Origin of the sequence: Bradyrhizobium sp. ORS 278, from assembly GCF_000026145.1 — a bacterium.
Lineage (GTDB): Bacteria > Pseudomonadota > Alphaproteobacteria > Rhizobiales > Xanthobacteraceae > Bradyrhizobium.
In genome coordinates this window covers 821,055-833,427 of record NC_009445.1, presented here as the reverse complement: position 1 = coordinate 833,427, position 12,373 = coordinate 821,055, and the positions used below count along the sequence as shown (strand labels likewise).

General features: G+C 65.3%; 14 protein-coding genes, 1 tRNA gene and 1 pseudogene. 10 read left to right on the top strand and 6 right to left on the bottom strand.

The genetic code is table 11. The features are described 5' to 3' along the window. Positions 1 to 4 precede the first annotated feature (4 nt). The 4 genes and pseudogenes from BRADO_RS35990 to BRADO_RS35575 all read right to left on the bottom strand — a co-directional run bounded on the left by BRADO_RS35990 (position 5) and on the right by BRADO_RS35575 (position 1,654). Positions 5 to 277: a thiamine phosphate synthase gene (locus BRADO_RS35990; RefSeq protein WP_011923967.1), complete on the bottom strand. Its 273-nt coding sequence runs from the start codon at positions 275 to 277 to the stop codon at positions 5 to 7. A gap of 13 nt (positions 278 to 290) precedes the next feature. Further along, the gene (locus BRADO_RS35985) at positions 291 to 656 is read right to left on the bottom strand and encodes a thiamine phosphate synthase (protein WP_011923966.1); all 366 of its coding nucleotides are present in this window, start codon (positions 654 to 656) and stop codon (positions 291 to 293) included. Positions 657 to 726: 70 nt separating this feature from the next. Next, a pseudogene (locus BRADO_RS33665) lies at positions 727 to 1,065 on the bottom strand (transposase); the annotation flags it as partial. A gap of 112 nt (positions 1,066 to 1,177) precedes the next feature. Then, positions 1,178 to 1,654: a hypothetical protein gene (locus BRADO_RS35575; protein WP_011923965.1), complete on the bottom strand. Its 477-nt coding sequence runs from the start codon at positions 1,652 to 1,654 to the stop codon at positions 1,178 to 1,180. 92 nt (positions 1,655 to 1,746) lie between these two features. Here BRADO_RS35575 and BRADO_RS03700 point away from each other — a divergent pair, with 92 nt between their 5' ends. Continuing rightward, the gene (locus BRADO_RS03700; protein ID WP_011923964.1) at positions 1,747 to 1,977 is read left to right on the top strand and encodes a helix-turn-helix domain-containing protein; all 231 of its coding nucleotides are present in this window, start codon (positions 1,747 to 1,749) and stop codon (positions 1,975 to 1,977) included. A 260-nt stretch (positions 1,978 to 2,237) separates the two neighbouring features. On the opposite strand, the gene BRADO_RS03695 is transcribed toward BRADO_RS03700, so the two are convergent. Both BRADO_RS03695 and BRADO_RS03690 read right to left on the bottom strand, forming a co-directional pair. Further along, positions 2,238 to 2,314: transfer RNA gene (locus BRADO_RS03695), tRNA-Arg, on the bottom strand. A 169-nt stretch (positions 2,315 to 2,483) separates the two neighbouring features. Beyond that, complete coding sequence (locus BRADO_RS03690) at positions 2,484 to 3,959, bottom strand: HAMP domain-containing sensor histidine kinase (RefSeq protein WP_011923963.1); 1,476 nt, start codon at positions 3,957 to 3,959, stop codon at positions 2,484 to 2,486. 492 nt (positions 3,960 to 4,451) lie between these two features. On the opposite strand from BRADO_RS03690, the gene rpmH reads away from it, so the two are divergent. From rpmH to dapD, 9 genes are all read left to right on the top strand, one after another. Next, the gene (rpmH, locus tag BRADO_RS33660) at positions 4,452 to 4,586 is read left to right on the top strand and encodes a 50S ribosomal protein L34 (protein WP_006609582.1); all 135 of its coding nucleotides are present in this window, start codon (positions 4,452 to 4,454) and stop codon (positions 4,584 to 4,586) included. 31 nt (positions 4,587 to 4,617) lie between these two features. Then, a complete protein-coding gene (rnpA, locus tag BRADO_RS03680) occupies positions 4,618 to 5,025 on the top strand; it encodes a ribonuclease P protein component (RefSeq protein WP_011923962.1) in 408 nt (135 codons plus the stop codon). A gap of 22 nt (positions 5,026 to 5,047) precedes the next feature. Continuing rightward, complete coding sequence (gene yidC / locus BRADO_RS03675) at positions 5,048 to 6,916, top strand: membrane protein insertase YidC (protein WP_011923961.1); 1,869 nt, start codon at positions 5,048 to 5,050, stop codon at positions 6,914 to 6,916. A 132-nt stretch (positions 6,917 to 7,048) separates the two neighbouring features. Beyond that, positions 7,049 to 7,708, top strand: a complete 660-nt coding sequence (gene yihA, locus BRADO_RS03670) for a ribosome biogenesis GTP-binding protein YihA/YsxC (protein ID WP_011923960.1) — start codon at positions 7,049 to 7,051, stop codon at positions 7,706 to 7,708. Then, the gene (locus tag BRADO_RS03665; RefSeq protein WP_011923959.1) at positions 7,705 to 8,073 is read left to right on the top strand and encodes a DUF423 domain-containing protein; all 369 of its coding nucleotides are present in this window, start codon (positions 7,705 to 7,707) and stop codon (positions 8,071 to 8,073) included. Before yihA ends, BRADO_RS03665 begins: the two co-directional genes overlap by 4 nt. Before the next feature lie 76 nt (positions 8,074 to 8,149). After that, positions 8,150 to 9,046 (top strand): acetylglutamate kinase, encoded by an 897-nt coding sequence (gene argB, locus BRADO_RS03660; protein ID WP_011923958.1) that lies wholly within the window; start codon positions 8,150 to 8,152, stop codon positions 9,044 to 9,046. An 86-nt stretch (positions 9,047 to 9,132) separates the two neighbouring features. Next, positions 9,133 to 10,200 (top strand): DUF1036 domain-containing protein, encoded by a 1,068-nt coding sequence (locus BRADO_RS03655; protein WP_011923957.1) that lies wholly within the window; start codon positions 9,133 to 9,135, stop codon positions 10,198 to 10,200. Positions 10,201 to 10,420: 220 nt separating this feature from the next. Continuing rightward, on the top strand, positions 10,421 to 11,116 hold the full coding sequence (locus tag BRADO_RS03650) for a pyrimidine 5'-nucleotidase (RefSeq protein WP_011923956.1): 696 nt from the start codon (positions 10,421 to 10,423) through the stop codon (positions 11,114 to 11,116). 362 nt (positions 11,117 to 11,478) lie between these two features. Continuing rightward, positions 11,479 to 12,324, top strand: a complete 846-nt coding sequence (gene dapD / locus BRADO_RS03645; RefSeq protein ID WP_011923955.1) for a 2,3,4,5-tetrahydropyridine-2,6-dicarboxylate N-succinyltransferase — start codon at positions 11,479 to 11,481, stop codon at positions 12,322 to 12,324. Positions 12,325 to 12,373 lie beyond the last annotated feature (49 nt).

Here is a 12,373-nt window from a genome sequence, read left to right as displayed (position 1 = left end):
CAGGTCATCGGCGCGCGGCCAGCTCGTGATCGACGACGTGGCGAAGCTGCGCGGCAGCCCGAGGATCGGGTGACCGCGACAGTGCGGAGATGACAGCTACCCCATCGGCCCCGGCCGCGATCACGGAAGCCGCATTTGCGGCATGGATACCGGCGTTGGCGCACACCGGCAGCTTGGGCGCGCGGCGACGCAAGACCGCGAGGATGCGCGCAAGGCCGTCGAGGCCGATCGGCGCTTGCTGCTGTTCCTTTGACGAACTGGCAAGACACCGCCGCACCCCGCGTAATCAATCAGGGCCACAGGGGCTGCCTCGGCTTCGGCCGTCGATTTGATCGACAGGCCGATGATTGCACGGGGACCGAGCACGCGGCGGTGTCCTCGGCTGTTATGTCATCCGGGCCGATATGCACGCCGTCGGCGCCGGAGTCCAGGACGACATCGATGCGGTCATTAATGATGAGTTGTGCGCCATGCGGCGCGAGCGCGCTTTTGATCGCACGCGCCTGTTCGACGAACGCGCCTTTACTACTACGTTTGTCGCGGAGCTGCACAAGGGTCGCGCCGCCTTCGACACAACGGCGCGCGAGATCCGCGAGGTCGCGGCCGCGCGCCTGCTCGGGATCGACGATGGCATAAAGGCGAAGATCGAAAGGCATGGACAGGTGGCGCGCGGGAGGGGCCGAGGAGGACTCCCAGACATAAGTGGCTTCCCATCTTCATGGATGCATCCTCGGCGCTCGTGCCATTGATGGAGCGTTCGATCTCGAACAGCTCATCGATCCGTTGCACCATCGCGATGGGCGAGAGCGGGATTTCCCTCTTACCGGAAGCCTTGCGTCGCGCGTTCTCCTCGATGTCGGCCATGATGAAGAACGGGCGCCGGGCATGCACCCAACACGCCGCTTCCCGGATCGATCCAGGTCGGCGTCCCGCCAGATAGATCTGACTGTATCCGTCATAGGCGTCGGCCTGCAGGATGCCGGCGTAGCCTGCCAGATGTGCCTGCGGATGCTCGCCCCTGCGGTCGCGGGAATAGTAGAACATCGCTGCCGGCAGGTCATTCCCGCGAGCTCGTGTGCGTGATTGGATTGCGGATGAGTAGCGCGCCTGTGGATGGAAGACCGCATCAGGAACGTATCATCTTGCGAGAACATCAGCGCCGGCTATTCGGGCAAGGTCAATTCCCGCGCATCCGAAACGACAATGGTGTCCGGGCGACCTCGCAGACCGCCTCTATCAGTAGCCGGATTGCCTGCGCCTCCCAGTCGATCTTGTCAGTTGGCCCGTCCCAATATTGGGACATCACATAGGCCGCATGGCGAGCTTTTACACCGAGCCCTACGATAGAGTAAGCGGGCGCGGCCATGATTGCTCGTTCGATGGGGTGAAGACGCGCTAGGATAGCCTCCACACATTTCTCTTGGGCCTCACTAACCAATGCGTTTTCTGTTCCACCACTCGCATCGTCCGGCACAGCTGGCGGCGGATCTGAGCTCGTAATTAGCGCGCCGTTTGCTTCCTGAGCAGCAAGTAATTGGGCAACGAGGTCGTCGAGCTGCGCTTCGAGCGCGAGGAGACCTCTATCGTCGCCTGCTGTCGCCGATTTCGAGCGGCCCAGAGCTTCTATGCGGTTGGCTGATTGATCATTGGACATCGCGCGTGACCTCGGTCGTAGTGTCGGGTTCGCGGCCATTTTTTCGGCTTTAAAGCCGTAGGTCAATAGGCCACAGACCGGTTGGCTGAGGCATGGACCTGCGCCAACGATTCGCGACCAATCTGCGCCGCATCCGGCACGACCGGGGTATCTCCCAGGAGGACTTGGCACACGAAGCTGGGGTCGATCGAGCCTACGTCAGCAGGATCGAGCGAGCCGTGACCTATGTCGGCCTGGAAATCATCGGGAAGTTTGCCGAGGTGCTGAAGGTCGACCCAGTCGAGTTTTTTGCAACTCCGAGCCGAACGCATCGGAAGACTTGAGACGCAGGGCAAACGCCGGCACGCGGTTGAACCCGCGACTGCACGTGTGCGGATCCGGACCGAGTCAGGGTGGCATCCCAAAACAGTCCGTCTCGGCAGCCTGACGCTGCAAACACCGAACGGCGCCCCCCGCATTGAGGAGGCCAGTTCCCGCAATACTGTAAAAAAGTTCCCCAGACTAAAACCCAGACTAAAGGGACACAATAGTCTGGGGTCATTTGGTGCCGATGCAGAAAGCGACGATACGTCAGAAGGATAAATGGCGCGCCCGGAACGATTCGAACGTCCGACCCTCAGATTCGTAGTCTGATGCTCTATCCAGCTGAGCTACGGGCGCGTTTTTCGCTTGTGGCGGGCTCCAGGCCTCGGCGGCCGGATCCCGGAAGGCCGGAGCGGCAAATGCCGGCTGGCCTCGCGAAGGGCCTCTGACTAACGGCTCGGAAGCCGCTTGGCAAGGCTGGAGCGGGACATTTTGCGAGCATTTTTTGGTGCCGAACGGCGGCGGCTCAGGCGCTGGCGCGCTCGGTCCAGAAGCTCTGCAGTTCGACCGGGCGGTCGGGGATCGTGATTCGGAAAGTGGCCCCGAGCGTGCCCTCGACCAGCTGGATGTCGCCGTCATGGGCGCGGACCAGCTCCGCGGCGATGGCGAGGCCCAGGCCCGAACCGCCGGGGCGGCCGGCCCCGCGGAAGGCTTCGAACAGGTGCTCGCGCACCTTCGCCGGAACGCCCGGTCCGGTATCGGAGACTTCCAGGATGGTCACCGCGCCCTCACGGCGTCCGGTGATGCGGATCTGGCGCACGCCCGCGTCGCCCGCGAGGCTGTCCAGGGCCTGCGCAGCATTCCGGACCAGGTTGAGCAGCACGCGGAACAGCTGATCCGGATCGGCATCGATCTTGAGGCCGCGCTCGACCGCGGCGATCCAGGTGATCGAGGCGTCCGGCGACAGCCCGGCTGTCTCCCGCACCTCCGCGATCACGGGCTCGACGGTGACCATGCGGCGGTCCGGCGCCGGCTCCTGCACCTTGCCGTAAGACAGCGTGGATTGGCAGAACGCGATGGCGCGCTCGAGCGAGCGCATCAGCTTCGGCGCGAAGCGCTGGACCCGCGGATCCGGCACGCTGGCGAGTTGGTCCGACAACAGCTGCGAAGAGGCCAGCAGGTTGCGCAGATCGTGGTTGATCTTGGAGACGGCAAGGCCGAGCGCGGCGAGCCGGCTCTTCTGATGCAGCATCGAGACGAGATCGCGCTGCATGTCGGCGAGCTCGCGCTCGGCGACGCCGATCTCGTCGGAGCGCTGGCTCGGCACGATGATGCGCGCCGCGCTCTCCGGATTCTCATGGAAGCCGACCAGGCTCGCTGTCAGGCGCCGCATCGGCCGCACGAACAGGAAATGCAGGGCAAAATACACCAGGGCCGCGGTCAGCATCGCCAGCAGGAGCGACACGCCGAGCAGGTTGCGCGAGAAGCGGTACATCGCCTTGCGCAGCGGCTTCTCGTCGGTGACAACCTCGATGAACTGGGCGCGGCCCGGCGCCGGGCCAATCACGCGCATCGTATGATCGCCGGTCTCGGTCAGCATCTTCAGGGAATTCGCGATCGACGACCACACGGTCATGTCGCGCATGTCGAAGTCGTGGTCGATCGAGGCGGGCAGATCGGCGCTCGCCAGCAGTCGCCGCTGCTGGCCCATCTTGATGGCGACGCCGCGCGCGTTGATCGAGGTCAGGATCTGCCGCGCCAGCGAGTCCGGAACCATGCCGGAGGGCGCTGCGTCGAGCACGAGAGCAGCGGTATTGGCGGCCGCCAGTCGATCGTTCAGTCGATTGCTCCAGAAGTTGGCGATCGCGGGTACGTAGATCAGGACTTCCGCGATCATCACCAGCGGAATGGTCAACAACAGCAGCTTTCCGGACAAGCCGAGCCGGCGCGACCGTTTCGGTCGCAGACGCTCCAGGATCGGCTGGTTGTCGCTCTCTGTCACGTATCGCCCTTGTAAGAGACACCCCCACCCTTACGCGTCCGCAAGATGGGACTGCACCGGAGTCCGGTCAAATTACGGATCGCTCATGTTGAGGTTTCCAAATCGTTCATAATGGAACCCGGATCGCGCGATTCTGACCCTTTCCGCCTCAACCGAGACACTCGTGTAGCGCGGCCCTCGTGTCCCAGTCTTGTAGGTTATTGATCAGGTCACATGACCGGACGCTGACCAGTATCCGTGACGAAGGCGTTTACACCGCCTCTTCACACGTCGTTCGAGCGGCTGGTCGGACGTCTTGCCGCGATTGACGAAGCCGGGACGCTCCCTTATAAGCCGCGCCAACCGTCCGCGATGACCCGGCTCGCCCGGGGCGGCTCGATTTCTGGGCCGGCAGCGGTCCATCTTGGGCCCGAAAGCATCTCCGGACATCAATCGACAATTCAAGCCGGCAAGTTGTCAACTGGCAAATTGCCCGTCAGCGGAGATCGACCCGTGAAGCGGACCTATCAACCCAGCAAACTGGTGCGCAAGCGCCGTCACGGCTTCCGCGCCCGTCTCGCCACCACCGGCGGCCGCAAGGTCCTTGCCGCGCGTCGCGCCCGGGGCCGCAAGCGTCTCAGCGCCTGAAGCCAGGGCGTTCGTCCCGGAGATTTCCATCATGGATCGGCTGCGGCAGCGGGCGGACTTCCTCGCCGTTGCCGATGGCGTGCGGGCGAACAGTCCTGCCTTCGTGGTCCAGCGCCGTGAGCGCGGGGATCAGGGCCCGGTCCGGATCGGCTTTACCGTCACCAAGAAGAATGGCACCGCCACGGAGCGTAATCGCATCCGTCGGCGGCTGCGCGAGCTTGTGAAGCGGCTCGATCCCCTGACGATGCGGCCGCACAGTGATTATGTGCTGGTCGGCCGCCGGGATGCGCTGTCGCGCGACTTCCAGACCATGCTCGACGACCTGACGACCGCGCTGCGCCGGCTCGACCGGCCCCAGGCCAGGCCGCAACCGCGCCGGCCCTCGAATGCCGCCAGGCCGCCCGCACCGACGCCGGGCGCATCCCGTCAACCGGATTGAACGACGAGACGATAAGAGAACGATGACCGACAATCGCAATACCATCCTCGCCGTCATCCTGTCCGGCCTCGTGCTGATCCTGTGGCAGGTGTTCTACAACGGGCCGCAGATGGAGAAGCAGCGCGCGCAGGCCCAGCTGCAGAGCGAGCTCGCCAAGAAGCAGGGGCCCGCCACGCAGCCCGATGGCACCGCGCCGTCGGCTACGCCGCAACCGAATGCCGCCGCCTCGGGCAGCCCGAGCGCGCCGGGCGGCGCGGCGACCACGGCCACCGGCGTCGTGCCGCGCGAGACCGCGATCGCAGCCAACCCGCGCGTGAAGATCGATACGCCGCGGTTGAGCGGCAGCATCTCGCTGAAGGGCGCGCGCATCGACGACCTCGCCTTCGTGCAGTATCGCGAGACGGTCGATCCCAACTCACCGGCGATCGTGCTGTTCTCGCCCTCGAACACCGCCGAGCCCTATTACGCCGAGTTCGGCTGGGTCAACGCCGCCGGCGCCAAGGTGCAGGTGCCCGACCAGAACACGGTCTGGCAGCAGGACGGCGCGAATGCGCTGACGCCCGCGACCCCGGTCAAGCTCACCTACACCAATGGCGACGGGTTGACGTTCCAGCGCACCATCAGCGTCGACGATCATTATCTCTTCACCATCAAGGACGACGTCACCAACGCCGGCAGCGCGCCCGTGACGCTGTATCCCTACGGCCTGATTTCGCGCCACGGCACGCCGCACGTCTCCGGCTATTACATCCTGCACGAAGGCCTGATCGGCTATCTCGGCGAGAAGGGCCTGCAGGAGTTCACCTACAAGAAGATGGACGACGAGAAGGCGGCGAAGTTCGACATTACCAACGGCTGGCTCGGAATCACCGACAAGTACTGGGCGGCGGCGCTGCTACCGATGACCGATGCCCGCCTGCAGGCGAACTATTCGTCGAAGCTGGTCGACAACCAGCACCGCTATCAGACCGACTATGTCGAGAACCCGCAGACGGTCCCCGCCGGCGGCTCGGCCACGGTCTCCACGCGGCTGTTCGCCGGCGCCAAGGAGGCCGGCGTGGTCGGCATCAACTTTCCGCTCGGCGGTCTCGGCGGCTACAATCAGCAGCTCGGGCTGAACCATTTCGATCTCTTGATCGACTGGGGCTGGTTCTACTTCCTGACCAAGCCGATGTTCCTGGCGCTCGACTTCTTCTTCCGCTTCTTCGGCAATTTCGGCGTTTCGATCCTGCTGGTCACGGTGCTGGTGAAGCTGGCGTTCCTCCCGCTCGCCAACAAGTCCTACGCCTCGATGGCCAAGATGAAGGCGATCCAGCCGCAGCTGCAGGCGCTGAAGGAGCGCTATCCGGACGACCGGATGAAGCAGCAGCAGGAGATGATGGAGATCTACAAGAAGGAGAAGATCAACCCGGTAGCCGGCTGTCTCCCGGTGGTGCTGCAGATCCCGGTGTTCTTCTCGCTCTACAAGGTTCTCTTCGTCACCATCGAGATGCGGCATGCGCCGTTCATCGGCTGGATCAAGGACCTCTCGGCGCCGGATCCAACCAATCTGTTCACACTGTTCGGCCTGATCCCGTTCGATCCGACCCAGCTGCCGCTGTTCGGGCACTATCTCGCGCTCGGCATCTGGCCGATCATCATGGGCATCACGATGTGGTTCCAGATGAAGCTGAACCCGGCCCCGCCGGATCCGACCCAGGCGATGATCTTCAACTGGATGCCGCTGATCTTCACCTTCATGCTCGCGGGCTTCCCGGCCGGCCTCGTGATCTACTGGGCCTGGAACAACACGCTCTCGGTGCTGCAGCAGAGCTTCATCATGCGACGCAACGGCGTGAAGGTGGAGCTGTTCGACAACATCCGCGGCACGTTCAGGAAAAAGCCGGCTTGAAAGTTCACCCGCCGAAACGATGAAAGTTTGCGTCATGGCCGGGCTCGTTCCGGCCATCCACGTCTTGAGAGCCACGCACAGCAGCGTGGATGCCCGGGTCAAGCGCGGGCATGACGGAGGCCTAAGCCTGTCATGACCACGAGCAGCGACATCGACGAGCGCCTGATCGAGAAGGGCCGCAAGCTGTTCGCGCAGGCGTGGCGGTTCACCCATGCCTCGCCGTCGATCGCCAGCCTGCCGCCGATGGGGCCAATCGAGATCGCCTTCGCCGGTCGCTCCAATGTCGGCAAATCCAGCCTGATCAACGCCCTGACCGGACAGAACGCGCTGGCGCGAACCTCGCATACGCCCGGCCGCACGCAGGAGCTGATCTTCTTCCAGGGCCCCGATTCGGCACCGCTGCGGCTGGTCGACATGCCCGGCTACGGCTATGCCGCCGCCGCCAAGACCAAGGTCGCGTCCTGGACCGAGCTGATCCACCAGTTCCTGCTTGGCCGCGCTTCGCTCGCCCGCGTCTATGTGCTGATCGACGCCCGTCACGGGCTCAAGGAGGTCGATCAGGAGATTCTCAAAACGCTCGACAGATCCGCCGTCAGCTATCAGCTCGTCCTGACCAAGGCCGACCAGATCAAGCCGGCCGAGCTCGCCAGCCGCATTGCCGAGACGGAGACGGCGCTCGCCAAACATCCGGCGGCGTTTCCGCAGGTGCTAGCGACGTCGTCGCGCTCCGGCACGGGAATGCCGGAGCTGCGCGCCGCGATGGTCCGCCTGCTGGAGGAGCGCGGCGCATGACGCCATGGCGCGTTTTGGTCGCCCTGGCCGGGCTGATGGGCGCCGCCGGTGTCGCGCTGGCGGCCAAGGCCGCGCATGACGCCGACGCGTCGCGGCTCGCGACCGCCTCCACGATGCTGCTGTTCCACGCCTGTGCCCTGCTCGGCACGGTCGCGCTGGCGGAGCGTGGCGTCGTTGCCAGGCGCATCGGCGTGATCGCGGCGACCGGCTTCGTGCTCGGCCCGGCGCTGTTCGCGGGCGACCTGCTGATGCGGCAGTTCGCCGGCGACCGGCTGTTTCCGTATGCGGCGCCGATTGGCGGCAGCTTGCAGATTGCGAGCTGGATTGCGCTGACGGTCTGCGCGCTATGGCCGCAGCGCCGCTGATCCGGTGCTTTGCGCGGCGGCGGCAATCGGATAGAACCGCGCCCGACCACGCCCCGACAGCCGAGATCCCCCAGACATGACCGACGCGACCACCATCAGCCCGCTCGATCAGGCCCGCATCCTGTCCGAAGCGCTCCCGCACATGCAGGAGTATGACGACGAAACCATCGTCATCAAATATGGCGGCCACGCCATGGGCGACGAGGACACCGCCAAGGCGTTCGCACGCGACATCGTGCTCTTGGAGCAGACCGCGATCAATCCGGTGGTCGTGCATGGCGGCGGACCGCAGATCGCGACCATGCTCAAGCGCCTCGGCATCGTCTCCGAATTCGCCGCCGGCCTGCGCATCACCGACGCCGCGACCATCGAGATCGTCGAGATGGTGCTGGCCGGCTCGATCAACAAGCAGCTGGTCGGCTACATCAACGAGGCCGGCGGCAAGGCCGTCGGCCTGTGCGGCAAGGACGGCAACATGGTGCGCGCCGTCAAGGCGACCCGCACCATGGTCGATCCCGACAGCCACATCGAGAAGGTGGTCGATCTCGGCTTCGTCGGCGAGCCCGACAAGGTCGACCTGACGCTGCTGAACCAGCTGATCGGCTATGAGCTGATTCCGGTGCTGGCGCCGCTCGCGACCTCGAAGGAAGGCCAGACCTTCAACGTCAATGCCGACACTTTTGCCGGCGCGGTGGCCGGAGCGCTCAAGGCCAAGCGGTTGCTGCTGCTGACCGACGTGCCCGGCGTGCTCGACAAGTCGAAGAAGCTGATTCCGGAAATCTCGATCAAGGACGCCCGCAAGCTGATCGCCGACGGCACCATTTCCGGCGGCATGATTCCGAAGGTCGAGACCTGCATCTACGCGCTCGAGCAGGGCGTGCAGGGCGTCGTGATCCTCGACGGCAAGGTGCCGCACGCGGTGCTGCTCGAGCTGTTCACCAACCAGGGCACGGGCACGCTGATCCACAAGTGATGGGCAGGGCCGCCATAAGCTCAAGTCTCGTCATGCCCGGGCTTGACCCGGGCATCCATGAAGCTGTTTGCGGTGGGTGCAAGGACGTGGATGGCCGGGTCAAGCCCGGCCATGACTGCGGAGAGAGAGCTGGGTACCCAATATCTCTCCGAGCTCGTTTCGCAGTCTCCCTGGCTGCACTCCTTCTTCCGCTTCTCGCCTCCGCCACCCCGGCCCGCGCCGATCTCAAGCTCTGCAACCGCATGAGCTACGTCGTCGAGGCCGCGATCGGCATCGACGAGAAGGCGGCGACCGCGACGCGTGGCTGGTTCCGGCTCGATCCGGCGACCTGCCGCGTGGTGCTGCAGGGCACGATGACGGCCGATCGCATCCTGCTTCACGCGCGCGCGCTGAGCCTGTATGGCGCCTCACCGATGGCTGAGAACGGCAACGACCAGCTTTGCGTGGCCGCATCCGACAATTTCGTCATCGCCGCCGCGCGACAGTGCCGTACCGGCCAGACGCCGGCGGCGTTCACGCAGGTGACGCCGACCAAGACCGACGACGGCACCTTGATCGCCTATCTCGCGGAGAGTGCCGAATACGACGATGAGCAGGCCCGCCTTGCCGGCATCCAGCGGCTGCTCGGCATCGCCGGCTATGACGCCTCGCCGATCGACGGCGTCGACGGACCGAAGACGCAGGCGGCGCTGGCCGCGTTCCTGAAGAGCCGCGGACTGGCGTCCGATGTCGTCTCGCAGCCGAGCTTCTTCGCCACGATGGTCGATGCGGTGCAGACGCCATCACCGGTCGGGCTGACCTGGTGCAACGACACCCCGCACAAGGTGATGGCGGCCGTCGGCACCGATGACGGCCGCACGGTCGTCAGCCGCGGCTGGTATCGCATCGATGCCGGCAAATGCCTGCATCCTGACATCACCGGACAGCCGAAAAAGGTCTACAGCTTCGCGGAAGCGGTCGACGACGACAACCGCACCATCAAGCTGAAGAACAAGCCGCTGAACTGGGGTGGCCTGGTGCAGCTCTGTACGCGCGAGAACAAGTTCGAGACCACCGAGCAGGGCGACTGCCCAAGCCGCGGCTTCACCGCCACCGGCTTCACCGCCGTCGACATCACCCGCGGCGGCAAGACGCTGCGCTTTGCGCTGCCGTGACCGCTATTCCAATGATGGCCACGATGCCGTGCCACCCTCTGCCGTCATCCCGGCGAACGCCGGGATCCATAACCACCGGCCGTGGTGTGGGCCACCGGCGTCAGCCATCCTGCCCCAAGCGAGATCACGCGGTATGGGTCCCGGCGTTCGCCGGGACGACAGCGGGATATGACGCGCCAGCCGGGCAGGTTGACCTGAGGCAGAATGGATCGAGGCAACAATGACAAAATCACCGCGCGCCTTCGATCACGTCGACACCTGGGTGTTCGATCTCGACAACACGCTGTATCCGCACCACGTCAATCTGTGGCAGCAGGTCGACGCGCGGATCGGCGAGTTCGTGTCCAACTGGCTGAAGGTCGACGCCGCCGAGGCGCGGCGCATTCAGAAGGACTACTACAAGCGCTACGGCACCACGATGCGCGGCATGATGACCGAGCATGGCGTGCATGCCGACGACTTCCTCGCCTACGTGCACAAGATCGACCACTCGCCGCTCGAGCCGAACCCGGCGATGGGCGCGGCGATCGAGCAGCTGCCGGGGCGCAAGCTGATCCTGACCAACGGCTCGGTCGACCATGTCGACGCGGTGCTGGCGCGGCTCGGCATCGCCGGGCATTTCCACGGCGTGTTCGACATCATCGCCGCCGAGTTGACGCCGAAGCCCGCGCGCGAGACCTACGACAAATTCCTGGCGCTGCACGCCGTCGATCCGACCCGGGCCGCGATGTTCGAGGACCTCGCCCGCAATCTCGTGGTGCCGCACGATCTCGGCATGACCACCGTGCTGGTGGTGCCCGACGGCACCAAGGAGGTGGTGCGCGAGGATTGGGAACTGTCGGGTCGCGACGATCCGCATGTCGATCATGTCACGGATGATCTGACGGGGTTCTTGCAGCGGCTGGTCTCCGCATAGCCTTCGTTGCGTCGTCTCGCACAAGCGACCGGCTGGCTGGTCATGAGTTGCGACGGCGGTCCGCCAAATTCGGTGTCGTCCCGGGCTTGACCCGGGACCCATAACCACAGGCCGATGTGTGAGGCACGCAAGCGGCTCAGGATGTGCCCAGCACATCTCCCTGTGGTTATGGGTCCCGGATCGGCGCTCGCGCGAGAGACCTTTTGCATAAACGAACACAGAGGGGCGCTCCGCTTGTCCGGGACGACGGCGGAGTGAACTTGACTCCCCTGCCCCAAACTCCGAAAAAGCCCGCCTGCCCCACCCTGCTCGTACATGACCGACCCCAGGCGACCCGCCCGGGACCAAGCGAGGATCGACCGATGTCACTGTCCGCCCTGGAATCCACCATCAACAGCGCCTTCGACGCCCGTGACGGCGTGTCGACCTCGACCAAGGGCGAGGTGCGCGACGCCGTGGAGAGCGCGCTGGAGCTGCTCGACAAGGGCGAGGCCCGCGTCGCCGAGCGCGCCGCGGATGGCAAGTGGAGCGTCAACCAGTGGCTGAAGAAGGCCGTGCTGCTGTCGTTCCGCCTCAACGACATGAGCGTGATTCCCGGCGGCCCGGGCCAGGCGTCGTGGTGGGACAAGGTGCCGTCGAAGTTCGAGGGCTGGGGCGAGAACCGCTTTCGCGAGGCCGGCTTCCGCGCCGTGCCCGGCGCGATCGTGCGCCGCTCGGCCTTCATCGCCAGGAACGTCGTGCTGATGCCGTCCTTCGTCAATCTCGGCGCCTATGTCGACGAGTCCACCATGGTCGACACCTGGTCGACGGTCGGCTCCTGCGCCCAGATCGGCAAGCGCGTGCACATCTCCGGCGGCGTCGGCATCGGCGGCGTGCTGGAGCCGCTGCAGGCCGGCCCGGTGATCATCGAGGATGACTGCTTCATCGGCGCGCGCTCGGAGGTCGCCGAGGGCGTCATCGTCCGCAAGGGCGCGGTGCTGGCGATGGGCGTGTTCCTGGGCGCCTCGACCAAGATCGTCGACCGCGAGACCGGCGAGACCTTCGTCGGCGAGGTGCCGGAATATGCCGTCGTGGTGCCGGGCGCGCTGCCGGGCAAGCCGATGAAGAACGGGCAGATCGGCCCGAGCACGGCCTGCGCCGTCATCGTCAAGCGCGTCGACGAGCGCACCCGCTCCAAGACCTCGATCAACGAGCTGCTGCGCGACTGATCATCCGGCGTCGGGCGGCCGCACTAGCGGCCGCCCGAACGCCCATGGT

What these genes read in the sequence shown, in the direction of transcription:
- BRADO_RS35985 (WP_011923966.1), bottom strand. Translation starts at nt 656, where the DNA reads ATGCCTTTCGATCTTCGCCTTTATGCCATCGTCGATCCCGAGCAGGCG.
- BRADO_RS35575 (WP_011923965.1), bottom strand. Translation starts at nt 1,654, where the DNA reads ATGTCCAATGATCAATCAGCCAACCGCATAGAAGCTCTGGGCCGCTCG.
- BRADO_RS03700 (WP_011923964.1), top strand. Translation starts at nt 1,747, where the DNA reads ATGGACCTGCGCCAACGATTCGCGACCAATCTGCGCCGCATCCGGCAC.
- rnpA (WP_011923962.1), top strand. Translation starts at nt 4,618, where the DNA reads ATGGATCGGCTGCGGCAGCGGGCGGACTTCCTCGCCGTTGCCGATGGC.
- yidC (WP_011923961.1), top strand. Translation starts at nt 5,048, where the DNA reads ATGACCGACAATCGCAATACCATCCTCGCCGTCATCCTGTCCGGCCTC.
- yihA (WP_011923960.1), top strand. Translation starts at nt 7,049, where the DNA reads ATGACCACGAGCAGCGACATCGACGAGCGCCTGATCGAGAAGGGCCGC.
- BRADO_RS03665 (WP_011923959.1), top strand. Translation starts at nt 7,705, where the DNA reads ATGACGCCATGGCGCGTTTTGGTCGCCCTGGCCGGGCTGATGGGCGCC.
- argB (WP_011923958.1), top strand. Translation starts at nt 8,150, where the DNA reads ATGACCGACGCGACCACCATCAGCCCGCTCGATCAGGCCCGCATCCTG.
- BRADO_RS03650 (WP_011923956.1), top strand. Translation starts at nt 10,421, where the DNA reads ATGACAAAATCACCGCGCGCCTTCGATCACGTCGACACCTGGGTGTTC.
- dapD (WP_011923955.1), top strand. Translation starts at nt 11,479, where the DNA reads ATGTCACTGTCCGCCCTGGAATCCACCATCAACAGCGCCTTCGACGCC.